This is a genomic window from Geodermatophilus sp. SYSU D01180 (genome assembly GCF_054050415.1).
The window spans coordinates 1-26,835 of sequence record NZ_JBJGZH010000043.1; the positions used below are offsets into that span (position 1 = coordinate 1).

At 76.0% G+C, this 26,835-nt stretch carries 26 protein-coding genes, 1 pseudogene and 1 riboswitch; of the genes and pseudogenes, 15 read left to right on the forward strand and 12 right to left on the reverse strand.

The annotated features are described in order from the left end of the window. Positions 1-105 precede the first annotated feature (105 nt). Positions 106-348, reverse strand: a complete 243-nt coding sequence (locus ACI8AA_RS22880) for an acyl carrier protein (RefSeq protein WP_457046668.1) — start codon at positions 346-348, stop codon at positions 106-108. 76 nt (positions 349-424) lie between these two features. Beyond that, positions 425-658 (reverse strand): hypothetical protein, encoded by a 234-nt coding sequence (locus ACI8AA_RS22885; RefSeq protein WP_457046669.1) that lies wholly within the window; start codon positions 656-658, stop codon positions 425-427. 92 nt (positions 659-750) lie between these two features. Here ACI8AA_RS22885 and ACI8AA_RS22890 point away from each other — a divergent pair, with 92 nt between their 5' ends. Beyond that, complete coding sequence (locus ACI8AA_RS22890) at positions 751-1,278, forward strand: SRPBCC domain-containing protein (protein ID WP_457046670.1); 528 nt, start codon at positions 751-753, stop codon at positions 1,276-1,278. Here the strand turns inward: ACI8AA_RS22890 and ACI8AA_RS22895 are convergent. Together ACI8AA_RS22895 and ACI8AA_RS22900 are read right to left on the reverse strand one after the other, a co-directional pair. Next, the gene (locus tag ACI8AA_RS22895) at positions 1,254-1,679 is read right to left on the reverse strand and encodes a hypothetical protein (RefSeq protein WP_457046671.1); all 426 of its coding nucleotides are present in this window, start codon (positions 1,677-1,679) and stop codon (positions 1,254-1,256) included. The two genes, ACI8AA_RS22890 and ACI8AA_RS22895, sit on opposite strands and share 25 nt — an antisense overlap. Further along, the gene (locus ACI8AA_RS22900; protein ID WP_457046672.1) at positions 1,676-2,860 is read right to left on the reverse strand and encodes an NADH:flavin oxidoreductase/NADH oxidase; all 1,185 of its coding nucleotides are present in this window, start codon (positions 2,858-2,860) and stop codon (positions 1,676-1,678) included. The genes ACI8AA_RS22895 and ACI8AA_RS22900 overlap by 4 nt, the downstream gene beginning before the upstream one ends. Positions 2,861-3,081: 221 nt before the next feature. Between ACI8AA_RS22900 and ACI8AA_RS22905 the strand changes: the two genes are divergently transcribed. The 3 genes from ACI8AA_RS22905 to ACI8AA_RS22915 all read left to right on the forward strand — a co-directional run bounded on the left by ACI8AA_RS22905 (position 3,082) and on the right by ACI8AA_RS22915 (position 6,960). Further along, entirely contained in the window at positions 3,082-4,896 is a 1,815-nt protein-coding gene (locus tag ACI8AA_RS22905) for a phosphoenolpyruvate carboxykinase (GTP) (protein WP_457046673.1), read from the forward strand. Between the two features lie 172 nt (positions 4,897-5,068). Further along, entirely contained in the window at positions 5,069-6,283 is a 1,215-nt protein-coding gene (locus tag ACI8AA_RS22910; protein ID WP_457046674.1) for an MFS transporter, read from the forward strand. Further along, on the forward strand, positions 6,280-6,960 hold the full coding sequence (locus ACI8AA_RS22915; protein ID WP_457046693.1) for an acVLRF1 family peptidyl-tRNA hydrolase: 681 nt from the start codon (positions 6,280-6,282) through the stop codon (positions 6,958-6,960). Before ACI8AA_RS22910 ends, ACI8AA_RS22915 begins: the two co-directional genes overlap by 4 nt. Positions 6,961-7,021: 61 nt before the next feature. On the opposite strand, the gene ACI8AA_RS22920 is transcribed toward ACI8AA_RS22915, so the two are convergent. After that, positions 7,022-8,038, reverse strand: coding sequence for a zinc-binding dehydrogenase (locus tag ACI8AA_RS22920; protein ID WP_457046675.1), 1,017 nt, complete (start codon positions 8,036-8,038; stop codon positions 7,022-7,024). Between the two features lie 148 nt (positions 8,039-8,186). Between ACI8AA_RS22920 and ACI8AA_RS22925 the strand changes: the two genes are divergently transcribed. Together ACI8AA_RS22925 and ACI8AA_RS22930 are read left to right on the forward strand one after the other, a co-directional pair. Beyond that, positions 8,187-10,199, forward strand: a complete 2,013-nt coding sequence (locus tag ACI8AA_RS22925) for a HelD family protein (RefSeq protein ID WP_457046676.1) — start codon at positions 8,187-8,189, stop codon at positions 10,197-10,199. Positions 10,200-10,287: 88 nt separating this feature from the next. Next, positions 10,288-12,792, forward strand: coding sequence for a transglycosylase domain-containing protein (locus ACI8AA_RS22930; protein ID WP_457046677.1), 2,505 nt, complete (start codon positions 10,288-10,290; stop codon positions 12,790-12,792). Positions 12,793-12,815: 23 nt separating this feature from the next. Here the strand turns inward: ACI8AA_RS22930 and ACI8AA_RS22935 are convergent. After that, positions 12,816-13,634: pseudogene (locus ACI8AA_RS22935) on the reverse strand (YhjD/YihY/BrkB family envelope integrity protein); the annotation flags it as partial. Between the two features lie 54 nt (positions 13,635-13,688). Next, positions 13,689-13,913: a hypothetical protein gene (locus ACI8AA_RS22940; protein ID WP_457046678.1), complete on the reverse strand. Its 225-nt coding sequence runs from the start codon at positions 13,911-13,913 to the stop codon at positions 13,689-13,691. A gap of 221 nt (positions 13,914-14,134) precedes the next feature. Then, positions 14,135-14,220: riboswitch (cyclic di-AMP (ydaO/yuaA leader) on the forward strand. A 30-nt stretch (positions 14,221-14,250) separates the two neighbouring features. Here ACI8AA_RS22940 and ACI8AA_RS22945 point away from each other — a divergent pair. Continuing rightward, on the forward strand, positions 14,251-15,351 hold the full coding sequence (locus ACI8AA_RS22945) for a C40 family peptidase (RefSeq protein WP_457046679.1): 1,101 nt from the start codon (positions 14,251-14,253) through the stop codon (positions 15,349-15,351). 169 nt (positions 15,352-15,520) lie between these two features. On the opposite strand, the gene ACI8AA_RS22950 is transcribed toward ACI8AA_RS22945, so the two are convergent. Next, positions 15,521-15,841, reverse strand: coding sequence for a hypothetical protein (locus tag ACI8AA_RS22950; RefSeq protein WP_457046680.1), 321 nt, complete (start codon positions 15,839-15,841; stop codon positions 15,521-15,523). Between the two features lie 317 nt (positions 15,842-16,158). Between ACI8AA_RS22950 and ACI8AA_RS22955 the strand changes: the two genes are divergently transcribed. Together ACI8AA_RS22955 and ACI8AA_RS22960 are read left to right on the forward strand one after the other, a co-directional pair. Continuing rightward, positions 16,159-16,476, forward strand: coding sequence for a DUF3817 domain-containing protein (locus ACI8AA_RS22955; RefSeq protein WP_457046681.1), 318 nt, complete (start codon positions 16,159-16,161; stop codon positions 16,474-16,476). A gap of 15 nt (positions 16,477-16,491) precedes the next feature. Then, the gene (locus ACI8AA_RS22960) at positions 16,492-17,820 is read left to right on the forward strand and encodes a serine hydrolase domain-containing protein (RefSeq protein ID WP_457046682.1); all 1,329 of its coding nucleotides are present in this window, start codon (positions 16,492-16,494) and stop codon (positions 17,818-17,820) included. Between the two features lie 64 nt (positions 17,821-17,884). Here ACI8AA_RS22960 and ACI8AA_RS22965 read toward each other — a convergent pair whose 3' ends face one another. Continuing rightward, positions 17,885-18,400 (reverse strand): hypothetical protein, encoded by a 516-nt coding sequence (locus ACI8AA_RS22965; protein ID WP_457046683.1) that lies wholly within the window; start codon positions 18,398-18,400, stop codon positions 17,885-17,887. A 54-nt stretch (positions 18,401-18,454) separates the two neighbouring features. On the opposite strand from ACI8AA_RS22965, the gene ACI8AA_RS22970 reads away from it, so the two are divergent. Beyond that, positions 18,455-18,706: a DUF3253 domain-containing protein gene (locus ACI8AA_RS22970; RefSeq protein ID WP_457046684.1), complete on the forward strand. Its 252-nt coding sequence runs from the start codon at positions 18,455-18,457 to the stop codon at positions 18,704-18,706. Here the strand turns inward: ACI8AA_RS22970 and ACI8AA_RS22975 are convergent. Further along, positions 18,699-19,760 carry a M42 family metallopeptidase gene (locus tag ACI8AA_RS22975; RefSeq protein ID WP_457046685.1) on the reverse strand — a complete coding sequence of 354 codons (1,062 nt, stop codon included), beginning with the start codon at positions 19,758-19,760 and terminating at the stop codon, positions 18,699-18,701. The genes ACI8AA_RS22970 and ACI8AA_RS22975 overlap by 8 nt on opposite strands. A gap of 37 nt (positions 19,761-19,797) precedes the next feature. Further along, positions 19,798-20,298, reverse strand: coding sequence for an Lrp/AsnC family transcriptional regulator (locus ACI8AA_RS22980; RefSeq protein WP_457046686.1), 501 nt, complete (start codon positions 20,296-20,298; stop codon positions 19,798-19,800). Between the two features lie 215 nt (positions 20,299-20,513). Here ACI8AA_RS22980 and pdhA point away from each other — a divergent pair, with 215 nt between their 5' ends. The 3 genes from pdhA to ACI8AA_RS22995 are packed head-to-tail and all read left to right on the forward strand — an operon-like array spanning position 20,514 to position 24,099. Continuing rightward, entirely contained in the window at positions 20,514-21,653 is a 1,140-nt protein-coding gene (gene pdhA / locus ACI8AA_RS22985) for a pyruvate dehydrogenase (acetyl-transferring) E1 component subunit alpha (RefSeq protein WP_457046687.1), read from the forward strand. Next, positions 21,653-22,633, forward strand: a complete 981-nt coding sequence (locus tag ACI8AA_RS22990; protein ID WP_457046688.1) for an alpha-ketoacid dehydrogenase subunit beta — start codon at positions 21,653-21,655, stop codon at positions 22,631-22,633. The genes pdhA and ACI8AA_RS22990 overlap by 1 nt, the downstream gene beginning before the upstream one ends. Further along, a complete protein-coding gene (locus ACI8AA_RS22995; protein ID WP_457046689.1) occupies positions 22,633-24,099 on the forward strand; it encodes a dihydrolipoamide acetyltransferase family protein in 1,467 nt (488 codons plus the stop codon). Before ACI8AA_RS22990 ends, ACI8AA_RS22995 begins: the two co-directional genes overlap by 1 nt. Positions 24,100-24,123: 24 nt before the next feature. Here the strand turns inward: ACI8AA_RS22995 and ACI8AA_RS23000 are convergent, their stop codons facing one another. After that, a complete protein-coding gene (locus ACI8AA_RS23000; RefSeq protein WP_457046690.1) occupies positions 24,124-24,894 on the reverse strand; it encodes an SDR family NAD(P)-dependent oxidoreductase in 771 nt (256 codons plus the stop codon). A 101-nt stretch (positions 24,895-24,995) separates the two neighbouring features. Here ACI8AA_RS23000 and ACI8AA_RS23005 point away from each other — a divergent pair, with 101 nt between their 5' ends. Together ACI8AA_RS23005 and ACI8AA_RS23010 are read left to right on the forward strand one after the other, a co-directional pair. Beyond that, positions 24,996-26,162 carry an AGE family epimerase/isomerase gene (locus ACI8AA_RS23005; RefSeq protein ID WP_457046691.1) on the forward strand — a complete coding sequence of 389 codons (1,167 nt, stop codon included), beginning with the start codon at positions 24,996-24,998 and terminating at the stop codon, positions 26,160-26,162. 78 nt (positions 26,163-26,240) lie between these two features. Then, entirely contained in the window at positions 26,241-26,708 is a 468-nt protein-coding gene (locus tag ACI8AA_RS23010) for an SRPBCC family protein (RefSeq protein WP_457046692.1), read from the forward strand. Positions 26,709-26,835: the final 127 nt, after the last annotated feature.

Genomic DNA, 26,835 nt, shown 5'->3' on the forward strand with positions numbered 1-26,835 from the left:
GCCCCCCCGCCCGCGGGGGGCGGGGGTGAAGGGGGCGGGTTGGGCCCCGTAACACCGGGGGGCCCCCCCCGGGGGGGGGGGGGGGGCCCCGCCGTCGTCGTGCGGTCAGCCCATCGCGGGGCCGCCCTGCTCGGTGCCCGACAGGTCCTTCAGGAACTCGTGGCAGCGCTTGGCGCGCGCCGAGTCCTGCTCCATCACCTCGCGGAAGAAGCCGGCGACGTCGTCCAGGCCCGCGTTCTCCGCGTCCCGGACGTACTGGCCGTAGTCGTGCCCGGCCTTCAGCGAGTGGTACTGCACCGAGATCAGGTCGTAGGCGACGTCCTCGAATCCGGTCTCACCCGTGGCCATGTCGGACCTCCTCGTCGTCGGAGAGGGACCTCCGCTCGGGTTCCCCGCAGGCCAGCAGCGGAAACGGACCGGCCCGTCACGACGCGCCGGTGACCGCGCCTCCCGTGACGTCCCCGCCGCCGGCGTCGTCGGCGAGCGTCTGCCCGGCCGTCGTCTCCGCGTCGTCGGCCGCGAGCTCCTCCTCGCCGGTGGCCGCCGGGTCGTCGTCGGTCGAGGCCAGGTCTGCGCCCTCGGCGTAGGCGCCGGGGTCGGCCTGCGTCGTCCGGGGGTCGTTGAGGGGGTCCGGGACGTCGGGGTCGGTGACGGTCATGGCCGGTCCCTGCCCGGGGCGGCGGGCTGGCAACCCCGCGCGGCGTGCGGCAGGGTCGGCGCGACGGGTCCCCCGACGGACGGAGACGCCCCGTGACCGACCCCGCGACCCCCGCCGACCCGCCGACCCACCGCACCGGCGCGGTCGCCGAGCTGCCCGACGGCCGCCTCCGGCTGGAGTTCCGCCGCTCGTGGGGCGACGGGCCCGACGCCGTCTGGGCCGCGCTCACCGAGCCCGACCGGCTGGCCCGCTGGTTCGGCACCTACGAGGGCGAGCGGGCCCCCGGCGGCCGGGGGACGCTGACGATGACCCACGAGACGGAGCCGGCGGCGATGGAGGCCCGCATCGCCGAGTGCGACCCGCCGCGGAGGCTCGTCGTCGAGTGGCCCGACCAGGAGGACTGGCGGATCGGGCTCGCCGTGGTCGTGGAGAGCGGCCGGACGACGCTGCACCTCAGCCAGGACTTCGCCGCCGGCACCGACGTCACCGACTACGCGCTCGGCTGGCACTGGTACCTCGACAAGCTCGACGCCGAGATGGGCGGGCACCCCGACCCCGGCGACTGGGACACCTTCCTCGCCCGGGTCGGCCCCGACTACGGCCGGGCGCCGGAGGGCTGAGCGCCGAGCGCGGCCATGACGACGGCGGTGACCAGCCCGGCGGCGACCACCGCGGTCTCGACGGGCTCGGCGCCGGCCGGGGTCAGCCGCCGCCGCACCAGCCGCTCGGCGAGGTAGCCGGGCACGAGGGCGGCGCCGGTGGCGGCGAGGACCCGCGGGGCGCGCCCGTCGTCGCCGGCGGCGAGGCGGGCCAGCGCCCAGCCGTGGACGGCCAGGGTCCAGGCCGGTGGGCCGAGCGCCGTCCCGGCCCACCAGGCGTCGCGGCCGACCGTCGCCGCGCGCCCGGACAGCACTGGCGTGTCGAACGCGTGCCGACGGCGCAGCGACAGCGCCGTCCCGGCCAGGCCCGCCGCCAGCTGGACGGCGGAGGCGGCGAGCAGCGTCCCGCGGCGGCCGGTCACCGGGCGCGCTCGGGCACCTGCACGGGTGCCGGCCCGGTCCACGGGCCCAGCGTGCCGAGGAGGGCGTTGCGCCGGCCCAGCCGTGGGCCGGCCTGCACCGGGTAGGCGTCGTAGGCGCCGGTGAGGTCCCGCGCGGCGTGGACGGCGAAGTTCGGGTCCTCCTGCGCCTCCCGCGCGACGGCGACCAGGTCGGCCAGGCCCCCGGCCACGACGGCCTCGGCCTGCCGCGCGTCGACGATCAGCCCCACCGCCATCGTCGCGACGTCCGCTCCCTCGCGGATGCCGGCGGCGAAGGGCACCTGGTAGCCGTAGCCGAGCGGGTGCTCCCAGCCGCCCAGGCCACCGCCGGAGGCGTCGACGACGTCGACCCCGCGGGCGCGCAGCTCGCGGGCGAGGGCCACGGTGTCCTCCAGCGTGATGCCGTCCGGCGTGCCGTCGACGGCGGAGACCCGCACGAACAGCGGCCGGTCCTCCGGCCACGCGGCGCGGACGGCCTCGACGACCTCCAGCGGGAACCGCCACCGCGCCTCCCGCGAGCCGCCGTAGGCGTCGGTGCGCCGGTTGGACAGCGGCGAGAGGAACTGGTGCAGCAGGTAGCCGTGCGCGGCGTGCACCTCGACGACGTCGAACCCGGCCTCGACCGACCGCCGGGTCGCCGCGGCGAACGCCTCGCGCAGCTCCCCGAGATCGGCGACGGTCAGCTCGTGGGGCACCGGCCCTCCGGGGACGGCGGGCACCGGGCTGGCCGAGACGGTCTGCCAGGGCTGCTCGCCCGGGAGCGCGTCCTCCGGGGTGACCGGGGCCCCGCCCTCCCACGGGCGGTGGCTGCTGGCCTTGGCGCCGGCGTGCGCGAGCTGGATGCCCGCGACCGCTCCTGAGGCACGCAGGAACCCGGCGATCCGGGCCAGCCCGGGCACGTGCGCGTCGGACCACAGGCCGACGTCGCCGTGGCTGATCCGCCCCTCCGGTGTCACCGCCGTCGCCTCGACGACGACCGTGCCGAAGCCGCCGAGCGCGAACCGGCCGAGGTGCACGAGGTGGTAGTCGCCGACCAGCCCGTCGGTCACCGAGTACTGGCACATCGGGGCTACGACGAGCCGGTTCGGCAGGGTCACCCCGCGCAGCACCAGGGGGGTGAACAGGGCCGGGGAGGGCGCGGAGCCGTTCGTGAGACTGGTCACGCCCGATAGCCAACACCGCTCCGACCTGCGGTGTTCCCAGTGCCCACCCTGCGCGGACGTAGACGTCCTAGACGTAACATCTCTCACCGTTACAGGCGGGTGTCCCCGCTTGTACGCTTCCCGAACCCGACGGCCGGACTCGTTCCGCCGGCCCCCGGGGAGACAGCACGCACCGGCGCCGGTGTCCCCGACACCCGGCGTGCCCAGAGGATGGAGACGCCGTGACCTCCGTGACCACCCCCGGTCTCGACAACGCCCCCACCACGCACGCACGGCTGCTCGCCTGGGTGCGCGAGATGGCGGAGCTGACCACCCCGGACGAGGTCGTGTGGGTCGACGGCAGCGACGAGGAGTGGGAGCGGCTGACCCGGAAGCTGGTCGACGCCGGCACCTTCACCCCCCTGGCGAAGAAGCCCAACTCGTTCTGGGCCGCATCCGACCCCACCGACGTCGCGCGCGTCGAGGACCGCACCTTCATCTGCTCGGTCGACGAGGCCGACGCGGGGCCGACCAACAACTGGATGGCCCCCGACGAGATGAAGTCGATCATGACGGAGCTGTACCGGGGCTCCATGCGCGGCCGGACGATGTACGTCATCCCGTTCTGCATGGGACCGGTCGAGGCCGAGAACCCGATGTTCGGCGTCGAGCTCACCGACTCCGAGTACGTCGTCGTCTCCATGCGGGTCATGGCGCGCATCGGCTCGCGGATCCTCGAGGCGATGGGCACCGACCGGCCGTTCGTGCCGGCCATGCACTCCCTGGGCGCCCCGCTCGAGCCGGGCCAGGAGGACGTGCCCTGGCCGTGCAGCCAGACGAAGTACATCGTGCACTTCCCCGAGGAGCGGGCCATCTGGTCCTACGGCTCGGGCTACGGCGGCAACGCCCTGCTGGGCAAGAAGTGCTACTCGCTGCGGATCGCCTCGGCCATGGCCCGCGACGAGGGCTGGCTCGCCGAGCACATGCTGATCCTCAAGCTGACCAGCCCGCAGCAGAAGACGTACTACGTCGCGGCGGCCTTCCCGAGCGCCTGCGGCAAGACCAACCTGGCGATGCTCGAGCCGACCATCCCCGGCTGGAAGGTCGAGACCCTCGGCGACGACATCGCCTGGATGCGGTTCGGCGAGGACGGCCGGCTCTACGCGCTCAACCCCGAGTTCGGCCTGTTCGGCGTCGCGCCGGGCACCGGCTGGGACACCAACCCCAACGCGATGCGCACCATCGACAAGGGCAACTCGGTGTTCACCAACGTCGCGCTCACCGACGACGGCGACGTCTGGTGGGAGGGCATGACCGAGGAGCCGCCGGCGCACCTCACCAGCTGGAAGAAGCAGGACTGGACGCCGGACTCCGACGAGCCCTCCTCGCACCCGAACTCGCGGTTCTGCACCCCGATCGAGCAGTGCCCGATCCTCGCGCCCGAGTACGAGGACCCCAGGGGCGTGCCGATCTCGGCGATCCTCTTCGGCGGCCGCCGCAAGACCACGATCCCGCTGGTCACCGAGGCGCGGGACTGGAACCACGGCGTCTTCATGGGCGCGACGCTGTCCTCGGAGACGACGGCCGCGGCCACCGGTGCGGTCGGCGTCGTCCGCCGCGACCCGTTCGCCATGCTGCCGTTCATCGGCTACAACGCCGGTGACTACTTCCGGCACTGGGTCGAGACCGGCAAGGCGCACGACTCGACCAAGCTGCCGCGGATCTTCTACGTGAACTGGTTCCGCCGCGACGAGGACGGCGGCTTCCTGTGGCCGGGCTTCGGCGAGAACAGCCGGGTGCTCAAGTGGGTCGTCGAGCGCATCGAGGGCACCGCGGCCGCCGAGGAGACCGCCGTCGGCCACGTGCCCACGCCGGACTCGCTCGACGTCTCCGGCCTGGACATGACCGAGGACCGGGTGCGCAAGGCGCTCGCCGTCGACAAGGACGAGTGGCGCGCGGAGATCCCGCAGATCACCGAGTGGTTCGAGAAGTTCGGGGACAAGCTGCCCAGCACCATGTGGGACGAGCTGGAGATCCTCAAGAGCCGGCTCGCCTAGTCGGCGGGCCCCCGGCTCGGGCCCCGCACCGGACAACGTCGTCCGGGGCGGGGCCCGTGCTCTGTCCGTGCCGTGCCGTGCACGCAACGGAGCCGTCTGCCAGCCGAGCGTGCGCACGTCGGTTAGCGTGGCTGGCGGTCCCGCGTCCCCCTGACGACAGGTTCGCTCCCCGGTGCCCAATCCCTACCTGCACGTGCTGCGCACGCCGCACGCGCTGCCCATGGTGCTCGCCGCCTTCATCGGCCGGCTGCCCCTGTCGATGGTCGGCCTGGGGTGCGTCCTGCTCGTCGCCGACGAGACCGGCTCCTACGGCCTGGGCGGCACGGTCGCCGCCGCGGGCGCGGTCACCACCGCCCTGGCCGGCCCGGTCATCGGCCGGCTGGCGGACACCTTCGGCCAGCGCCGGACGCTGCTGCCCGTCGTCGCGGTCTTCGCCGCGGCCGGCGCGCTGTTCCTCACCGCGGTCAAGGACGACTGGCCGCGGTGGACCTTCTTCGTCACCGCGGGCATCGCGGGGGCGTGCATCCCGCCGGTCGCCTCGATGATCCGGGTGCGCTGGACCCACCTGCTGCGCGGCACCCACCGCCTGCACACGGCGCTGGCGATGGAGTCCGTCGTCGACGAGCTGGTGTTCATCGTCGGGCCGGTGCTGGTGACCTTCCTGTCCACCACCGGGCACTCGACCTCGGGTGTCGTCACCGCCTTCACCCTCGCCGTCGTCGGCGCGCTGCTGTTCGCCGCGCAGGGGCGCACCGAGCCGCCGCCGCACGGGCACGAGGCGCGCAAGGGGCCCTCGGCCATCCGGACGCCGGGGCTGCGGGTGCTGTTCGTCGTGGGCGCGGCCGTCGGGTCGATCCTGGGCACGCTGGAGATCGCGCTGGTCGCCTTCGCCGACGAGGCCGGCGCGATGGGCCTGTCCGGCGTGCTCATCGCGGGCCTCGCGCTCGGGTCCATGATCAGCGGGATCGGCTGGGGCGCGGTGCACTGGCGCCACCCGCTGCGGCACCGGCTGCTCGTCGTGCTCGTCACCCTGACCGTGCTCACCGTGCCGCTGGTCCTCATCGGCAACGTCTGGGTGATGATCCCGTTCGTCGTCGTGGCCGGGGTGGCCGTCTCGCCGTCGCTGATCAGCTCGTTCACCCTCGCCGAGCTCATCGTGCCGCGGGTGGCGGTGACCGAGGCGTTCACCTGGATCGGCACCGCGCTCGGCCTCGGCGTCGCCGTCGGCACCTCGATCGCCGGGAAGGTCGTCGACACCGTGAGCGCCAACGCCGCGTTCCTCGTCGCCACGGTCTCGGCCGGGATCGCCGCCGTCGTCGTGCTCGCCGCGCAGCGGCTGCTGCACGTGCCGGCCGAGCACGCCGCCGAGCCGGCGATGGCGCGCTGACCCGGCCGCGTCCCGCCGCGGGCGGCGGCCGGGTCCTCGGCGTCGCGCCCGAGCGGCTCGGCCGGTGGCTGGACGGCGTCGCCGCCCGCCACGGCGCCTTCGACACGGCCGTCGACGACGACGGCACCGTGCGGGTCACCTGCGCCGACGGCACCACCGTGACGCTGCGCGCGCCGTTCGGCTGGACCCCCGGTCCGGCGCCGCTCGCCACGTTCACCGCCGCCGCCCGCCGGCCGCGGCGGGCCGCCGTCCTGCTGGTGCGCCGCGGCCGCTGGGCCACCGGCGTCTTCGACGGCGCGGACCTCGTCGTCTCCAAGGTCGACAGCCGGCTGGTGCAGGGCCGCAGCGCGGCCGGCGGCTGGAGCCAGCAGCGCTTCGCCCGGCGCCGCGGCAACCAGGCCGACGCCGTGGTCGCCGCGGCCGCCGACACCGCGGCCCGGGTGCTGCTGCCGCACGCCGGCGGGGTCGACGCGCTGTTCACCGGCGGGGACCGGGGGATGGTCGACGCCGTGCTCGCCGACCCCCGGCTCGCCCCGCTGGCGGCGCTGCGCCGGGAGCCGGCGCTGGAGGTCGGCGAGCCGACGAAGGAGGTCCTGCTGGCCACCCCCGGGCAGTTCCGCGCCGTGCGGGTGCACGTCGTGGAACCGGGCGACCGGGACGGCGACCGGCCCTCCTGAGCACGCCCGTTCGCCTTCCGCGCGCGAAAGGCGGACCCGCCTTCCGCGCGCGGAAGGCCGGTCAGCCGTTCGGGAGCAGGACCAGGCGGATCGGGTTGCCCTCCTTGCGCTCGAGCATCTCGATGCCCTTCGCGGCGTCCTCCAGCGGCAGGGTGCCGGAGATCGAGCGGGACAGGTCCAGCCGCCCGTGCCGGACCAGCCCGACCAGCTGCTGCACGTGGCCGGGCTCGGAGCCGTAGTGGCCCAGCATCCGCTGCGAGAAGTAGCTGAACTGCGTGCCGTTGCGGATGGTCAGCGGCTGGTCGGTCAGCCCGACGAGCACCAGCCCGCCGTCGCGCTCCAGGCAGCGCACCGCCTGCTCGCGCACCGCGGCCACGCCGGCGAAGTCGAACGCGTACGCCAGGCCCGCGCCGCCGGTGAGCTGCCGCACCCGGCCGGCGACGTCCTCGGACGGGTCCAGCGCCAGGTCCGCGCCGAAGGCCAGCGCCCGCTCCCGGGCGGACTCCACCGGGTCGACGGCGACGATCGGCGCCGCGCCGGCCAGCCGGAGCAGCTGCACCGCGTGCGCGCCGAGACCGCCGATGCCCCAGACGCCCACCGGCTCGCCGGCGCGCACCCCGGCCGTCTCGACGATCGAGGCCCACGGCGTCGACACGGCGTCGGGCACGATGCACGCCTGCTCGAAGGGCAGCTCGTCGGGGATGGGGACCAGGGTCTCCACGGTGGCCAGCGCGTACTGCGCCCAGCCGCCGTCGTAGTCGACGCCGCGGGTGTGGATCCAGCCGTCGACCTCCTCGCCGGCCTGCAGGAGGACCCGCTGCCCGGCCGACCAGCCGGTGACGCCCTCCCCGGGCTCGGCGACGACGCCGGCCACCTCGTGCCCGAGCGTGACCTCCTCGCCCTGCAGGAACAGCGGGTTGAGCGTGCCGTCGACGAGGTGGACGTCGGACAGGCAGATGCCGGCCGCGCGGACCTCGACCAGTACCTGCCCCGGGCCGGGCGCCGGACGCGGCACCTCCTTGACCTCGAACTGCTTGGTGCGCACGTTGAGCCGGCCGGCGAGCATCGAGTCGGGCATGCCCCGCATCCTCCCCACCGGCCCGCACGGCCACACCGCCGCCTCCGGCGCCCGTCCGCAGCAGGGCCCGCCCCGGGGCGGACGTGACGGACGGCACACGACGGCGTAACGTCCACCGGCCGTGTCAGCGACACCGACCGACACGACCGTGACCGCCCCCCGGACCGACCCCGTCCTCACCGCCGAGCGCGCCCACCTGGCCCTCGCCGAGGACTGCCTCGCCGGGATGCGCGCCGCCGCCTCCGCCGTCGTGGACGCCGGCGTCGACGCCTGGGCCTCCGAGCGCCTCGGCGCCGCCCGCGCCGAGCGGCTGCGCTCGCTGGCCGCCGACCCCGGCGTGCCGCCCTTCTTCGGTCGCACCGACGGTGACGGGGAGACCTTCCACATCGGCCGGCGGCACGTCCGCGACGCCGCCGGGCGGCCGGTGGTCATCGACTGGCGGGCGCCGATGAGCCGGCCGTTCTACCGGGCCAGCGCCGCCGACCCGCAGGGCCTGGTCCGCCGCCGCCGGTTCGGCTTCGCCGGCGGCGAGCTCACCTCCTACGAGGACGAGCTGCTCGGGCTCGGTGAGGAGGGCGACGGCGCCCTGCTGCGGGCGGAGATCGAGCGCCCCCGCAGCGGCCCGATGCGCGACATCGTCGCCACCATCCAGCCGGAGCAGGACGAGATCGTCCGCGCCCCGCTGGCCGAGTCGGTGTGCGTGCAGGGCGCGCCGGGCACCGGCAAGACCGCCGTCGGCCTGCACCGCGCCGCCTACCTGCTCTACACGCACGGCGGGCAGCTGGCCCGCACCGGCGTCCTCGTCGTCGGGCCCAACCGGGCGTTCCTGCGCTACATCGAGCAGGTGCTGCCCACCCTCGGCGAGGTCGACGTCGAGCAGACGACGGTCGCCGGGCTCACCGGCCGGGTGCCGGTGCGGGCGCAGGACACCCCGGAGGTCGCCGTCCTCAAGGGCGACGCCCGCATGGCGCAGGTCCTGGAGCGGGCGCTGTGGGGCACGATCGCCAAGCCCGCCGACGACGTCCTCGTGCCGCTGGCCGGCCGCCGCTGGCGGGTGCCGGTGGAGCGGCTCAAGCGGTACGTCGACGACCTGCGGCGGCGCGGCCGGGTCCCCGACGACCAGCAGCGGCTGCACCACACCGCCGGCCGGGAGCGGCTGGCGCTGCTGCTCGCCGAGGACGCCCGCCGGCAGGAGGAGGAGGCCGGCGGCAGCCCGTCCGACGCCGAGACCCGCCGGGCCGCGCGCAGCCCCGAGGTCCGCGCGTTCTGCGACGCCGTCTGGCCCGCCCGCGACCCGGCCGGCCTGGTCGCCGAGCTGCTCGGCGACCCCGCCGCCCTGGCCCGCGCCGCCCGCGGCGTGCTCACCGGCGACGAGCAGGCGCTGCTGCACCGCCCCGCGCCGCGCTCGGTCCGCACCGCGCCGTGGACCGCGGCCGACGCCGTCCTGGTCGACGAGGTGGCCGGGATGCTCGAGCGGACGGTGGGCTACGGGCACGTCGTCGTGGACGAGGCGCAGGACCTCTCGCCCATGCAGTGCCGCGCGGTGGCCCGCCGGCTGGCCGCCGGGTCGCTCACCGTGCTCGGCGACCTCGCGCAGGCCACCGGCCCGTGGGCGCTGGCCGACTGGGCGCCGACGCTCGCCGGCCTCGGCCGCCCGGACACCGCCGTCCGGCCGCTGACCCGCGGCTACCGGGTGCCGGGGGACGTCCTCGACTACGCCAACCGGCTGCTGCCGGCGATCGCGCCCGGCCTGCCCCCGGCCACCGCCGTGCGCCGGGAGCCCGGCGCGCTCGCCGTCCGCCCGGTCGCCGACCTCGCCGGCCCGCTGGCCGAGGTGGTCGCCGACCTGGCGGCCGGTCCCGGCTCGGTCGGCGTCGTCTGCGCCGACGCCGCGGTGCCCGAGGTGGCGCGGCTGCTGGCCGCCGCGGGCCTGCCGGCGGCGGTGCTCGCCGACGACGGCGCGGCGGCCGGGCGCATCGCCGTCGTGCCCGCCGCGCTGGCCAAGGGGCTGGAGTTCGACGCCGTCGTGGTGGCCGACCCGGCGGCGATCGTGGCCGCCGAGCCGCGCGGGCTGTCCCGGCTCTACGTCGTGCTCACTCGGGCGGTCAGCACCCTGGTCGTGCTGCACCGCGACGACCTGCCCGGCCTGCTGGAGGGCTGAGCGTCCCCCGACCGCGGGACCACGCGGCGCGGGTCGTTGTGGCTGGACGTGATCTCTGTTGTGGTGTGCGCGCACGGGAGGGAGGCCCATGGACCGGCAGGACGGCCGGGCCGGCACGCTGCTCCGGTTGGCCGCGACGATCGTGGTCGCCGGGGCACTGGTGGCGGGCCTGCTCCTCCCGTGGATCGGGGGTCCCACGATCGCCGCCCAGCAGTCCACCGGGCTGCTCGGCGACCTGCCCACCGAGTTCACCGACACCCCGCCGCCGGGGAACACCGTGCTGCTCGCCGCGAACGGCGAGCCGATCACGTACTTCTACGACGAGAACCGCGACCCCGTGGAGCCCGCCGAGATCGCGGACGTCATGAAGGACGCGATGGTGGCCATCGAGGACGCCCGCTTCTACGGCCACCGCGGCCTGGACGTGCAGGGCACGCTGCGCGCGCTGGTCACCAACATCGCCGCCGGGGAGGTGGCCGAGGGCGGCTCGACGCTCACCCAGCAGCTGGTCAAGCAGACGCTGCTGCAGACCGCCGACACCCCCGAGGAGCGCACCGCCGCCACCGAGCAGACGGTGGGCCGCAAGCTGCGCGAGGCGCGCCTGGCCCTGGCGCTGGAGGACCTCTACAGCAAGGACGAGATCCTCACCCGCTACCTCAACATCGTCTACTTCGGCCAGAACGCCTACGGCGTGCAGCCGGCCGCCCGCGCCTACTTCGGCGTCGACGCCGCCGCGCTCACCCTGCCGCAGGCGGCCCTGCTGGCCGGCCTCGTGCAGAGCCCGGTGAACGACGACCCGTTCACCGACCCCGAGGCGGCCACCACGCGGCGCAACGAGGTGCTGTCCCGGATGGCCGAGCAGGGCCTCGTGACGGCCGACGAGGCGGCGGCGGCCGCGGCCGCGCCGCTCGGGCTGGCGCCCGCGCCCGCGCCGCCCCGGGGCTGCGTCCAGGCCGGCGTCGGCCCGTTCGTCTGCGACTTCGTGCAGCGGTACCTGATCCAGGAGCTGGGGCTGAGCCAGGAGCAGCTGGACAGCGGCGGCTACACCGTCCAGACCACGCTGGACCCCGAGCTGCAGCGCAGCGGCGACGCCGCGGTGCTCGAGACCCTGCCGCGGGAGGACTCGCTGGCCGCGATGTTCACCGCCGTCGAGCCGGGCACGGGGCACCTGCTGGCGATGAGCGTCAACCGGACCTTCGGCTACGACCTCGCCGACCGCACGCAGGAGTCGTTCAACCTCAACGTGGCGCCCAGCCAGGGCTCGGGCTCCACGTACAAGGTCTTCGTCGCCGCCGCGGCCCTGGCCCGGGGCTACTCCTCCTACTACACGCTCACCGCGCCCGACCCCTACGTCTCCCGGGTCTACAGCGGCCCGTGCGAGGGCCGGGACACCGACGGCCGGTACTGCGTCCGCAACGCCGGGTCGGGCTACCGCCCGACGCTGGACCTGACGACGGCGCTGTACCAGTCCTCCAACACCTACTTCCTCGCGCTCGAGGACGCCCTCGGCAGCGTCGAGGAGCCGGTGCGGATGGCCGAGGCGGCGGGGCTGTTCCAGTTCAGCCCGCCGGGGCTGGCGCAGCAGATCATCGACGAGAACCGCGGGTCGTTCACCTTCGGCGCCGAGGCGACCAGCCCGCTGGCGCTGGCCAGCGCCTACTCGACGTTCGCCGCCGGCGGCACGCAGTGCGACGTGGTCCCGGTGACCGCCGTCCTCGACCAGAACGGGGAGCCGGCGGTGGACGCCGACGGCGAGCCGCTGGCGGTCGGCGACCGGTGCACGCCCGAGGCCGTCCCGCCGGGCGTGGCGAACACGATGAACCAGATGCTGCGCAGGGACGTCGAGCCGGGGAACCCGGGCCAGACCGGGTCGCGCGCCTACGTCCGCGGCCACCAGATCGCCGGCAAGACCGGCACCTCGCAGGACAACTACTCGGTGGCGTTCGTGGGCTACACGCCCGAGATCACCGCGAGCGTCATGGTCCTCAACCCCAAGCGGAACGAGGACGTCGGCGGCTTCGGCGGCGGCAAGGGCGCCACCATCTGGCACGACGCGATGGAGCCGATCCTGACCGCGCGCGGGAGCGGCGAGTTCCCGCCGGCCGACCAGACCGTGCAGAACGGCAACACCCGCCCGGTGCCCGGCTGCTCCACCGTCCGGGGCTGCGAGCGGACCCTCGCCGACGCCGGGTTCACCCCGCGGACGGTGCGCGTCGACAGCGACGAGCAGGCCGGCGCCCTCCTGGGCACCAGCCCGCCGCGCGGCGGCCGGGCCGTGGCCGGCCAGGTGGTGTCGATCCTGGTGAGCAACGGCAGCGACTACGTGGAGCCGGCGCCCGAGCCCGCGCCCCCGGCCGACCCGGCACCCCAGCCGGCGCCCGCGCCCGGGACGACGCCGCCCGGCACGCCCCCGCCGTCGTCGCCTCCGCCTCCGCCCCCGCCGTCCCCGGAGCCGCCGCCACCGGCCACCCCGGCACCCGAGCCGCCGGCCGCGCCGGCCACGCCCCCGCCCGCGCCGGCCACGCCGCCGCCCGCGCCCGCTGCCCCCGCCCCGGAGACCCCGCCCGGCTCCCCCTGGCGGCCGGACGCCTGACGCCGGCCCAGCCGCTCGTCGAGGGACTGGGTGAGCAGCCACCCGGCCAGCAGGACCAGGTGCAGCAGGAACAGCCACAGGCCGATGGCGACCACCGCGCCGACGACGACCAGGCCGCCGAAGGGCGCGCCCAGGTCCAGCGGCAGGGACAGGAACAGCACGAACCCCTGCAGGAAGCCGGACAGGCAGGCGGCGGTGAACAGCGCGCCGCTGACCAGCGCGCCCCACCGGTGCCGGCCGCCGGCCACCACGCCGTAGCCCCACAGGATGGGCACGGTGAGCACGAACAGCACCGAGTAGTAGCCGACGGCGAACCGCCCGACCGCGGGCCCCGCGCCGTCCTCGCGGGCCAGGTCGGCCATGACCGTGGCGGCCAGCAGCAGCGGGTACAGCAGCAGGGGCGTCGCCACGACCAGGGGCAGCGTGAGCAGTCGGCCGCGCCAGCCGGTGAGGTTCTCCCGCCGCCGGCTGAACCGCATCAGCGCCCGCCGCAGCCCCTCGCCGTACAGCGACAGGGGCAGCAACGCCAGCGCGAAGCCCAGCAGGTCCAGCCGGACGCCGGCGTCGACCAGCCGGGCCACCGCGTCCGGCGCGCCCAGCGACTCCGGCAGCAGCTCGGTCAGCCGCCCGCTGCGCGCGCGGACCTCCTCGGCCGAGGTGGCCAGCGCGGTCAGCCGGACGGAGACCAGGACCAGCGGCACCACCGCGATGCCGGCGTAGAAGGTGAGGCCCGCGCCGATCAGCGCGAGGTCACGGCCCTGCAGCAGACGGCGGGCACCGGCCAGCAGCGTCCGCGTCTCGGCCCGCAACCGGGCCGCCGTCCACCTGCGTGCCGGGCTCACCCGACCATGCCACCAGTCCGGGCGGCCCGGCGCCCGCCGAGGACCGGGCGGCGCTCAGTCGTCGGTGCTGGCGTCGTCGGTGGTGGGGGCGTCGTTGCCGGGGTTCTGGCCGGTCTCCTGGCAGCTGGCGTCGTTCTCGTTGCTGGCGTTCTCGCCGGAGGAGTCGCAGTTGGTCGGACCGCGGGAGAAGTCGGTGTTGTCACCGCAGGCGACCAGGGAGCCGAACAGCGCGAGCACGACGAGCGGCCGGGCCAGGCGCATCCGCGTGGAAGAGGACATGCAGCAATCGGTACACGCCCCTGCGGCGGCGCAAACCGGCGGGGGTCGGGAACCTCCCGTACCCGTCCGCTCACCGTTTGTGACTGATGTAATTACACCGGGGTGATTGTCACACGCCGGTCACGGACCTTACGCTCAGTACGTCCAACGGGGCGCTCCGTCACCAGTCCGGGTGACACCCCGCGGACGCCGTCGAGCCGGTCCCCTCCCGCGGGGACCGGGCCGGGGACCCATCGCAGTCCTGGGGTGTAGCGCGTGCCCGCACGCGCCGGGCGACTCCACGCCCGAACCCGTCAGCTAACCCGGTAGGCGGCCTGGGAGAAGGAGAGACCGCCGCGTGGCGTCCCTGCGCACGTCCGTCCCCGGCATGCCCGCGACCGGCCGCGGCCGCCGCGCCGCCGTCGCCCTCGTCGGCGCCCTCGGCATCGGCCTCGGGCTGGGTGCCGTCCCGGCGCCGGCCGGGGCCGAGGAGCCGACGACGGCCGCCGATGCCGCGCAGCTGGTCGCCGCCCGGGGCCACGACCTCGAGGTCGTCACCGAGCAGTTCAACGAGGCCCGCGAGGCGCTCGCCGCCCAGCAGGCCGCCGCGGACGCCGCCGCCGCTCAGCTGGTCACCGCCCAGGCCGCCGTCGACACCGCCCGCCGGCAGGTGGTCGGGATCGCCCGGTCGGCCTACACCGGCGACAGCATGGGGTCGCTCCAGGCGCTCCTGACCAGCACGGACGCCGACGAGTTCGTCAACCGCGTCACCCTGCTGCAGGGCGTCGCCGGCTACCAGGGTGAGCTGCTCGGCCAGGCCGCGGCCGCCACCGAGACCGCCACCGCCGCGCAGGCCGCCGCCGCCGAGGCCGCCTCCGAGGCCCAGCGCCAGTACGACGCCGTCGCCTCCCAGCAGGCCGACCTCGAGGCGCAGATCGCCGCCTACCAGGCCGACTACGCCCGGCTCAGCGCCGAGGAGCGCCGCGCCGCCCTCGACGCCGCGGCCGCCGCGCACGCCGCCGAGGACTCCCGCGCCAGCCGCGACGAGGACCGCGAGGAGCCCACGACCTCCGCGGAGGAGCCCGCCGCGGCCCCGGCACCCGCCAGCGGCGTCGCCGGCACCGTGGTCTCCACCGCCATGGCCCAGCGCGGCGACCCCTACGTGTGGGCGGCCGCCGGCCCGGACGCCTTCGACTGCTCCGGCCTGACCCAGTACGCGTTCAAGGCCGCGGGGATCAGCCTCCCGCACTCGAGCAGGATGCAGTCGACGATGGGCACCGCGGTCTCCCGCGCGAACCTGCAGCCCGGTGACCTGGTCTTCTTCTACAGCCCGGTGAGCCACGTCGGCATCTACATCGGCAACGGCCAGATGGTGCACGCGCCGACGTCGGGCGACGTCGTCAAGGTCGCCAGCATCGACGCGATGGGCGGCTACGCCGGCGCCCGCCGCATCGGCTGAGGAAGGACCACCCTTCCCCCCACGCCTCGTGGAAGGACCTCGTCCTCCCCACCCTTCGCAGGCTCAGGGCGGGACCCGGGACGAGGCCGGCGGGCCCCTGGAGGTTGGCCGTTCCAGCGCGTCACCTACCGGGAGCCCCGGCACCCCTTCCTCGGGTGCCGGGGCTCCGTCACGTCCGGACCTGCTGCAGGAGGCCCCACGAAGGCGGCCGTCGCGCCGGAGGGCAGCCGCACACCTCCCAGCGGGTGACCACCCGCGGGTCCACCTCCTGCGCCCCGGGCAGGCCGCCCACGTCGGCCACCACGTGCTCCCAGACCCGCAGCCGCCCGTCGGCCGCCGGCGGGACCGGGGAGCCCGGGCCCCGCACCAGGTGCTCGTGCAGCACGCTGCCGCCGGGGGCGGAGAGCACCTCCCAGCGCAGGTGCGGCCACAGCGGCAGCGGCCAGCGCCGGACCTCCCGGTCCAGGTCGCCGAACCGGCGGTCCTCCACCTGCTCGGCCGGCCCGTGGCCCCGTCCGGAGGCTCGCGCCGAGCTCGCGAGGCGTGAGGGGGACGGGGTCCTCCCAGCAGCGGGTGTGCGCCGCGTGCGCCTCGGCGCGGGTCGCGCCCAGCCGGGACAGGGCCGCGGCGACCAGGTCCGGCCGCAGGCCGGCCATCCGGCGCAGCAGGACCAGGCAGGACTCCCGCCGCGCCAGACCCGGCACGGCCCGACCCTGCCACGCACGTCACATCCGGCGACCGGGACGTCGGCGCCCGCTGCCGCGTTGACCCTCCGGAACCGCCCCCGACCCCGAGGACCGCGCACCGATGAACCCCCGCACCGTCGCCCTGGCCTTCCGCGCCGTCGCCGTCGCCGAGGCCCTGTCCTGGATCGGCCTGCTGGCCGGGATGTACGTCAAGTACGTGCCGGAGACCTCCGAGGTCGGCGTCCAGGTGTTCGGGCCGGTCCACGGCGCGGTGTTCATCGCCTACGTGCTCGCGGCGCTGGTCGCCGCGCGGGTGCTCGGCTGGTCCCGGTGGACGACGCTTCTGGCGCTCGCCGCCTCGGTCCCGCCGCTGGTCACCGTCGTGTTCGAGCGCTGGGCCGGGCGCACCGGGCGGCTGGCGGCGCCCGTCCGGGCCTGACCTACCGTTCCGGTCATGCCGGAGCCCGTGCTGCCCTCGACCGCCCGCACCCTGCTGGCCCGGACCGCCCGGGTGCAGCGCGAGGGCCGGGCACCCAGCCTGGTGGCCGGGGTGGTCCGGGACGGCGGGCTGGCCTGGTCGGCCGGCCGGGGCGACGTCGCCGAGCCGCACACCGACGTGCAGTACCGGCTGGGGTCGATCAGCAAGACCGTCACCGCCGTCGCGGTCATGCGGCTGCGGGACGAGGGCCGGCTGGCCCTGGACGACCCGCTGGACCGGCACGTGCCCGGCACGCCGTTCGGCGACCGGTCGGTCGGGCAGCTGCTCTCGCACCTGGCCGGCGCCGCCGCGGAGAGCCCGGGCGGCTGGTGGGAGCGGGTGCCCGGCGGCCCGCTGGGCGACCTGGGGCTGTCCGGGGAGCACGTCGTCCTGGGCGAGGCCCGGCGCTTCCACTACTCGAACCTGGGCTTCGGCCTGCTCGGCGAGCTGGTGGCGCGGCTGCGCGGGCGGTCGTGGGAGGACGTCGTCACCGCCGAGGTGCTCGCGCCGCTGGGCATGACCCGGACGACGCCGCGCCCGTCCGGCCGCGCCGCGCACGGGTACGCCGTCCACCCGTGGGCCGACGTCGTCCTGCCCGAGCCCGAGCACGACGCCGGCGTCATGGCCGCCGCCGGGCAGCTGTGGGCGACGCTGGCCGACCTCGCCCGCTTCGCCGCCTTCCTGCTCGGCGACACCGGCGACGTGCTGTCCCCGGCGACGCTCGAGGAGATGGCCGTGCCGGCCGGCGTCGACGGCTCCTCACCGGCCTGGTCGGCCTACGGGCTGGGCCTGCAGGTCCTGCGGGTCGACGGCCGCACGCTCACCGGCCACGGCGGCTCGATGCCCGGCTTCCTGGCCGGCGTGTTCGTCGACCGCGAGGAGGGGACCGGCGGCGTCTCGCTGGCCAACACCACCAGCGGCCTGGACGCGCTCGTCCCCGGCCTGCTGGCCGACCTGCGCGCCGCCGAGCCGCGGGTGGCCGAGCCGTGGCGCCCGGCGCAGCCGCCGGTGCCGCTGGAGCAGCTCGGCATCTGGTACTGGGGCCCCGCGCCGCACGCGCTGCGCGCGGTGGACGGCGGCCTGCTGCACCTCGGCCCGCTGCCCGGCCGGTCGGGGCGGGCCAGCCGCTTCCGCCGCGACGCCGACGGCGCCTGGATGGGCCTGGACGGCTACTACGCCGGCGAGGTGCTGCGGATCGCCGAGGACCACCTGGACCTGGGCACGTTCGTCTTTACCCGCACGCCCTACGACCCCGCCGCCCCCGTCCCCGGCGACGTCGACCCCCGCGGCTGGACCGCCACCTGACCGAGTGGCCTCCCTGCAGGGGCCCGCCGCGAGCGGAGCGAGTGGTGGGGGGCAGGGAGGTCCTTCATCGGTCGAAGGCGTCCATCGTGGTCTTGACGACGGCGCCGTAGGCCAGGTGCGGCAGGATGTCGCTGGCCCAGTCGGTGGCCGACCAGCTGCGCGGGTCGGTGATGCCCAGCGCGGTCATCGGGCCGTTGGCCGCGACCAGGACGCCGAGCGTGGTCAGCAGCGTCCCGACCAGCGGCTGCGACCGGAACCCCGAGGCGCGGGCCAGCCCGACGACGACGCCCACGCCGACGCCCGCGACCAGGCCGGTCAGCGGCCCGAGCCCCTGGACCCGGTTCTGGCGGTGCTCCTCGTCGCCGGGGATCGGCACGTGCGCCTTCTCGGCGAGCTCCTCCACGGTCTGCTCGGGTGTCGAGCTGGTGCCGCGGCCGCGGACGGTCATGTCGAGGTAGGTGACGGCGTTGAGCGCGGTGGTGCCCGCTGCGCCGGCCGCGGCGCCCCGCACCGCCCAGCCGAGCGTGCTGATGCCCCGCCTGCCCTTGCCGAACGTCCCCACCGGGGTGCGTCTCGCCATGCCACCGGTGGTACCCGCCGCGCTCACCAGCGGAAACGGGCGCATCCTGGGGGAGTGGACGACGCCGGCGCGGCCCTCGAGCGGGCCATCGACGCGCTGCTCGACGCCCGCGCCCCCGGCGCCACGATCTGCCCGTCGGAGGCGGCCCGGGCGGTCGACCCGGAGGGCTGGCGCGCCCTCATGCCGGAGGCCCGCGCCGCCGCGGGACGGCTCGCGCGGCGGGGCGCGGTCGAGGTGACCCAGCGCGGCACGGTGGTCGACGTCGCCACCGCACGCGGCCCGGTGCGGGTCCGCCGGGTCAGCTGACCGGCAGCGGGCGGGCGAGGAAGGCGGCGAGCAGCCGGGCGGTCCGGTCCACGGTGCCGGTGTGCAGCACCTCGTAGCCGTGCGTGCTCAACGTGGGCAGGCTGAGCAGCGCCGCCCGCGCCGTCTGGCCGGAGGCCTTCGCCTGCGAGGCGTCGGAGTCGAAGGACTGCCACACCGCCGTCTGCGGGTCAACGCCGAGCTCGCGGCCGGCGTCGACCAGCGCGTCGGCGACCGCGCGGTCGTAGACGACGGCGTCGTCGGCGTAGGCGACCACGGGGCCGCCGTCGACGGTGACCTGGTACTCGGCCTCCGCCGGGCCGACGTCGAGGGCGAGGGTGAGGTCGCCGGGCAGGGTCCGGGCGGCGTAGGAGGCGCCGATGCCGCCCATCTCCTCGCTGGTGGTGGCCACCAGGTACACGTCGCCGTGCGGGCGCCCGCGCAGCAGCCGGGCGGCGCCGACGGCGGCGGTCAGCGCGGCGCGGTCGTCGAGGAAGTAGCCGCCGACGAAGTCGCCGAAGCGGGTGAGCCCGCGCCGGTCGGTGTGCACGCACACCCGGGTGCCGGGGTGCACGCCGGCCGCGGCCAGCTCGTCGGCGGAGCGCCCGGTGAAGACGTAGACGTGCGACCAGTCCATGGCCTTGCCGCCCTGGTCCGGCTTGGTCTCCCAGATGCGCGTGCTGTCGGTGGTCGTGTGCTCCGAGCCGAGGGTGAGCACGCCGGTGAGCGTCTCCCGTCGGCCGAGGACGGCGACCGGGCCGAGACCGAAGTTGCCCGGGTACATGACGCCCAGCGAGCTCACCCGCAGCGTGCCGTCGGGCTCGACCCGCTTGACCATCATCGACAGCTCGTCGAGGTGCGCCATCACGCGGACGGCCGGGGCCGACCGGTCCCGCCCGTGCAGGAGGGCGACCAGGTTGCCGGCGGCGTCCACCGACACCTCGTCGGCCAGCGGCTCGAGCTCCCGGCGGACGACGTCGCGTACCACCTGCTCCTCCCCGCAGGGGCCGTAGGTGCGCAGCAGCTCGTCGAGCAGGTCGGGCAGCGGGGTGGCCACGGGGCTCCTCGGGTCGGTGACGGCGGTCCGTCCTGTCCTACCCGCCCGGCGCCGGGTCCGCCCCCGCGGCCCGGTCCAGCAGCGGGGCGACCCGGTGGTCGACGTAGCGGCGCAGCGCAAGGGCGGTGTCGGTGCGCTCCACGCCGGGGACGGCGAGCACCTGCTCGGTGAGCCGCCACAGGTCGTCGGCGTCCACCGCGACGACGCGCACGAGCAGGTCGGCGGCCCCGGACAGCGCCGTCACCTCGAGCACCTCGGGCAGCGCGGCGAGCGCGGCCGCCACCTCCTCGAGGCTGCGCTGCACGACCTGCACGGTCACGTAGGCGCCGAGCCGGTAGCCCAGTGCCTCGGGCCGCACCCGGGCGTCGAACGGCGCCAGGAAGCCGCCGGACTCCAGCCGGGCCAGGCGCGCCTGCACGGTGTTGCGCGCCAGTCCCAGCCGCTGGGACAGGGCCATGACCGTGGCGCGGGGGTCGTCGGTCAGCGCCTGCACCAGGCGGGCGTCGGTGGCGTCCAGACGGTCCGGGCCGGGCGGCATCTGCTCAGTCTGACACGTTCGGACGTCCTACCAGTTGTCATCCTGCGCAGTCCGCCGTCGTGACCTTGCGCAATCCGGGAGGGGGGTGATGTGCTCCACAGGGGGTCGGCCGTGCCACGATGTGTGAGTGCCGCCACACCCCGGCGCACACAGGACGTCCAGCACCGCGACCGGCCGGCGACCCCGGCGGCGCGGCCGACGGCGAGGAGGAGCGCGTGAGCGTGCCGAGCGGAACCACGGAGGCGGTGGACCCCGTACCCGGTGCGGCGGCGCCCCACCTGCCGCAGCAACCGGACCTGGTGCAGCTGCTGACCCCCGAGGGTGAGCGGGTCGAGCACCCCGAGTACTCGATCGAGGTCGGCGACGACGAGCTGCGCGGGCTGTACCGCGACCTCGTGCTGGTCCGCCGCTGGGACGTCGAGGCCACCGCCCTGCAGCGCCAGGGCGAGCTGGGCATCTGGGCCTCGCTGCTCGGCCAGGAGGCCGCCCAGATCGGCGCCGGCCGCGCGATGGCCGCCGACGACACGGCCTTCCCCACCTACCGCGAGCACGGCGTCGCCTGGGTGCGCGGCATCGATCCGCTGCACGTCATCAGCCTGTTCCGCGGCGTCGACAACGGCGGCTGGGACCCGGTGGCGACCGGGTTCAACCTCTACACCGTCGTCATCGGGGCGCAGACCCTGCACGCCACCGGCTACGCGATGGGCCTGCAGCGCGACGGCGCGGAGAGCGCGACACTGGCCTTCCTCGGCGACGGCGCCACCAGCCAGGGCGAGGTCAACGAGGCGATGATCTGGGCGGCCAGCTTCTCGGCGCCGGTCGTCTTCTTCTGCCAGAACAACCAGTACGCGATCAGCGTGCCGCTCGAGCGCCAGTCGCGGGTGCCGCTGTACCAGCGCGCGGCCGGCTTCGGCTTCCCCGGCGTGCGGGTCGACGGCAACGACGTCCTCGCCGTCCTCGCCGTCACCCGGGCCGCGCTGGCCGCCGCCCGGGAGGGCCAGGGCCCGACGTTCGTCGAGGCGTTCACCTACCGCATGGGCGCGCACACCACCTCCGACGACCCCACCCGCTACCGGCTGGCCAGCGAGCTGGAGGAGTGGAAGCTGCGCGACCCGATCGCCCGGGTCAAGGCGCACCTGTCCCGCAGCGGCATCGCCGACCAGGCGTTCTTCGACGCCGTCGAGGCCGAGGCCGACGAGCTGGCCGCGCGCATCCGGAGGGGCACGCTGGAGATGCCCGACCCGCCCGGCACGGCGATGTTCGACCGGGTGTACGCGGAGCAGACCCCGCACCTGGCCGCGCAGCAGCAGGCCTTCGAGGCCTACCAGGCGAGCTTCGAGGGGGCGGGACACTGATGGGCACCGAGACGCTCACCATCGGCAAGGCCCTCAACCTCGGCCTGCGCCGCGCCATGGAGGACGACGCCAAGGTCGTGCTCATGGGGGAGGACATCGGCCGCCTCGGCGGCGTCTTCCGCATCACCGACGGCCTGCAGAAGGACTTCGGCGAGGACCGCGTCGTCGACACCCCGCTGGCCGAGGCCGGCATCCTCGGCACCGCCGTGGGCCTGGCCATGCGCGGCTACCGGCCGGTCTGCGAGATCCAGTTCGACGGGTTCGTCTTCCCCGCCTACAACCAGATCGTCACCCAGGTCGCCAAGATCCACGCCCGCTCGCGCGGCAAGCTGGCCGTGCCGATCGTCATCCGCATCCCGTTCGGCGGCGGCATCGGCGCGGTCGAGCACCACAGCGAGAGCCCCGAGGCGTACTTCGCCCACACCCCCGGGCTCAAGGTGGTCGCGGTCAGCAACCCGGTCGACGCCTACTGGGGCATCCAGCAGGCGATCGCCCACCCGGACCCGATCGTCTTCCTCGAGCCGAAGCGGCGGTACTGGGAGAAGGCCGAGGTCGACACCGACGCCACCCCCGACCCGCTGTTCGCCTCGCGGGTGGTCCGCGGCGGCGACGACGTCACGGTGCTGGCCTACGGCCCGATGGTGAAGACGGCGCTGCAGGCCGCCGACGCCGCCGCCGAGGAGGGCCGCTCGCTGGAGGTCGTCGACCTGCGCACGCTCTCCCCGCTCGACCTCGACCCGGTGTTCGAGTCGGTGCGCCGAACCGGGCGCTGCGTCGTCGTCCACGAGGCGCCGGTGACCCTCGGCCTGGGCGCGGAGATCGCCGCGCGGATCACCGAGGAGTGCTTCTTCTCGCTGGAGGCGCCGGTGCTGCGGGTCGGCGGCTACGACACCCCCTACCCGCCGTCGAAGCTGGAGGAGGAGTACCTCCCCGACCTCGACCGCGTGCTCGACGCCGTCGACCGGGTGGTGGCGGCCTGATGGGGCAGCTGCGCCAGTTCAAGCTCCCCGACGTCGGGGAGGGGCTGACCGACGGCGAGATCCTGCAGTGGCTGGTGGCGGTGGGCGACACCGTCACGGTCAACCAGCCGCTGTGCGAGGTGGAGACCGCCAAGGCCGCCGTCGAGCTGCCCTCGCCGTACGCCGGCACGGTCACCGAGCTGCTGCACGAGGCGGGCACGACCGTCGACGTCGGCACGCCGATCATCACGATCGACGTCGGCGGCGAGGACACCCCCGCCCCCGCGCCTCCCGTGGACGGCGGGGAGGCCGGGGCCGGGCTGATCGGCGGGGCCGCCCCGGGCGGGCGGACGGCGGTGCTCGTCGGCTACGGGCCGCGGAACACCGAGGCCCGCCGGCGCCCGCGCCGGTCCGCGCCCTCCGTGCACGCCGCCGCACCCGCGCCTGCCGGCGCCGACCACGGGTCAGGCGGCTCCGAGCGGCCGCCGCTGCTGGCCACCGCTCCCGACGCCACGGTCAAGCCGGTGCGGCACGGCGGCCTCGAGGTGGGCCGGCAGGCCGAGGCGCACGCCCGCGCCGAGGCGGCCGCCCCGTCCCGGCCGGCCGCGCCCGGCCGCGGCACGGTGCGCCCGCTGGCCAAGCCGCCGGTGCGCAAGCTCGCCCGCGACCTCGGCGTCGACCTCACCGCGCTGACCGGCAGCGGCGACGGCGGGGTCATCACCCGCGAGGACGTCACCGCGGCCGCGAGCGCGCCGTCCGCCCCGGCCGCGGCGCCCGTGGCCGCGGCCGCCGGCGGGCAGCGGATCCCCGTCAAGGGCGTGCGGAAGGCGACGGCGGCTGCGATGGTGGCCAGCGCGTTCACCGCGCCGCACGTCACGGAGTTCCTGACCGTCGACGTCACCCGGACGATGAAGCTGCGCGCGCGGGTCGCGGCGCGGCCGGAGTTCGCCGGGGTCAAGGTGAGCCCGCTGCTGTTCGTGGCAAAGGCGCTGCTGCTCGCGGCGCAGCGGCACCCGGTGGTGAACAGCTCGTGGGACGAGGCCGCGCAGGAGATCGTCGTCCACGGGCAGGTCAACCTCGGCATCGCCGCGGCCACCCCGCGCGGGCTGGTCGTGCCCAACGTCAAGGACGCCGGGCGGCTGTCGCTGGCCGAGCTCGCCGGGGCGCTCACCGAGCTCACCGAGACGGCGCGGGCGGGGCGGACGGCGCCGGCGGACATGACCGGCGGGACGATCACCATCACCAACGTCGGGGTGTTCGGCGTCGACACCGGGACGCCGATCCTCAACCCCGGCGAGTCGGCGATCCTGGCCTTCGGCGCGGTCCGCGAGATGCCCTGGGTGCACAAGGGCAGGGTCGCCGTCCGGCAGGTGACGCAGCTGGCACTGTCGTTCGACCACCGGATCATCGACGGCGAGCTCGGCAGCCGGTTCCTCGCCGACGTCGGCGCGCTGCTGGCCGACCCCGGCCTGGCGCTGACGTTCTGACGCGCGGCGGCCCCGCCCCGGGGATCAGCGCTCCTCGGGGTCGGGGCCGTACGCGGCCCGTCCCCCGTCGACGGGGACCACGGCACCGGTGACGAAACCCGCCGCGTCGGACAGCAGCCAGGCCACCACGTCCGCGACCTCCTCGGCCCGGCCCACCCGGCCGAGCGGGTGCAGGGCGGCCATCTGCCGGCGCGTGCGCTCGGCCGCCCGCGCGTCCTGCGCGGCGAGCGCGGCGTCGTACCGCTCGGTGCGGATCGAGCCGAGCGCCACGGCGTTGACCCGGATGCCGTCCGGGCCGTGGTCGACGGCGGCCGCCCGGGTCAGCCCCTCGACGGCGGCCTTCGCCGTCGCGTAGGGCAGCGCGCCCCGCACCGGGCGCTGCGCCTGGTGGCTGGAGACGTTGACGATCGACCCGCCGGTGCCGGCGGCGCGGAACCGGCGCACCGCGACCGCGCAGCCCACCACGGCGGGCGCCAGGTTGGCGGTCACCAGGTCCAGGACCTCGCCCGCCGGGGCGGTGCCGAGGCCCGCGTCGCGGAAGACCGCCGCGTTGTTCACCCACCCGGCCAGCCGCCCGAGCTCCTGCGCCCGGTCGGCGGCGCGCCCGGCCACCTCCTCGTCGGCGGCGCTGCCGACGACCGCGGCCACCCGTCCCGCGGCGGCATGGTCCGCCACCCAGCCGACGGCGTCCGGGTCGAGGTCGACGACCACCACGGCGGCCCCGCCGGCGACGAGCCGCCCGGCCACCGCCCGCCCGACGCCGCGCCCCCCGCCGGTCACCACGTACGCGTCCACTGCTGTCCCTCCCGGTCCCTCCGTCGGCGATCACGGCGCCGTGACCACCGATCCGGCCCGCCGGGTGGTCACGGCGCCATGATCGCGGGCAGGCTGGCAGCGTGACCGACCTCGACCGGCTGCTCGCCGCCGCCGCCCGCGCCCGGGTGCCCGAGGGCGGGTTCGGCTACCTCGGCTCCGACGGCGCCCTCGTCCCCGGCCGCCCGCAGCAGACCTGGATCGTCGCGCGGATGACCCACGTCTTCGCGCTGGCGACGCTGCTCGGCCGGCCGGGCGCGGAGGACCTGGTCCGGCACGGGCTCGCGGCGCTGCGCGAGGGGCCGCTGCACGACGGCACCAACGGCGGCTGGCGGGCGGCGGAGGACGACGACACGAAGAGCGCCTACGTGCACGCCTTCGCCGTCCTCGCGGGTGCGACGTCCACCGCGGCCGGCGTCGACGGGGGCCCGGCGCTGCTCGACGAGGCGCTGGCCGTGTGGGACCGGCACTTCTGGGACGACGAGGCGGGCCTCGCCGTCGAGGAGTGGACCGCGGACTGGTCGCGGCTGTCGGACTACCGCGGCGCCAACGCCAACATGCACGGCGTCGAGGCGACCCTCGCCGCGGCCGACGCGCTCGGCGGCGCGGAGGCCGCCCGGCTGCGGCAGCACGCGCTGCGCAGCACGGAGCGGATCGTGCACGGCTGGGCCCGCGAGCGGGACTGGCGGCTGCCCGAGCACTACGACGCCGCCTGGACGCCGCTGCCCGAGCACAACCGCGACCGGCCGGCCGACCCGTTCCGGCCCTACGGCGTCACCGTCGGGCACCAGTTCGAGTGGTCCCGGCTGTGCCTGCACCTGCGCGCGGCGCTGGGCGACGCCGCACCCGCCTGGCTGCTCGACGACGCGGTCGGGCTGTTCGACGCCGCCGCCGCCCGGGGCTGGGCGGCCGACGGGGAGCCGGGCTTCCCGTACACGCTGGACTGGGACGACCGGCCGGTGGTCACCGCGCGGATGCACTGGGTGCTGTGCGAGGCGGTGGCGGCGGCCGCCGTGCTCGGCGCCGTCACCGGCGAGGACCGCTACGCCGACCTGGCCGCGGCCTGGCGGGAGCACGGCGAGCAGCGCTTCGCCGACCCCACCACCGGCAACTGGCACCACGAGCTCACGCCGTCGGGCGAGGTGGCCACCGGCACCTGGGCCGGGCAGCCGGACGCCTACCACCTGGCGCAGATGCTGCTGCTCCAGGGCGCCCCGGTGCGGGGGAGCGTGGCCGCGGCGCTGCGCTGATCCCGGTGTGTCCACTCCAACGAGCGTGGGTAGGCCTGCCGCGACCGCAACGAGTCCCGAGCAAGGAGGAACGTTCCCGTGGCCAGCGTGCAGGAATCCGTCGACGTCGACGTCCCCATCCGCGTCGCCTACGACCAGTGGACGCAGTTCGAGTCCTTCCCGCAGTTCATGGGCGGGGTCGAGCGCATCACCCAGGTGAACGACACGCTCACCCACTGGGTCACCAACATCGACGGCGTCAAGCGCGAGTTCGACGCCGAGATCACCGAGCAGCACCCCGAGGAGCGGGTGGCCTGGGCGAGCACCGGCGGAGAGGCCAAGCACGCCGGCGTCGTGACCTTCCACCGCCTCGACGACGCCAAGACCCGGGTCATGATCCAGATCGACTGGGAGCCGCAGGGCATCGTCGAGAAGGCCGGGGCCGCGCTCGGCTTCGACGACCGTCAGGTGAAGGCCGACGCCCAGCGGTTCAAGGAGTTCATCGAGAGCCGCGGCACCGAGACCGGTGCCTGGCGCGGCGACGTCCCGCGTCCGGACCAGCAGTAAACGGACGGACGACGGCGCCCGTCCCCTCCGGCCGGTGGGGGCGGGCGCCGTCGTCCGTGCCGGTGCGGCTGGGCGGGCCCGTCCTGCCGCACCGGGTCCCTCGCCGGCGCGGTCCTGGGCCACCAGC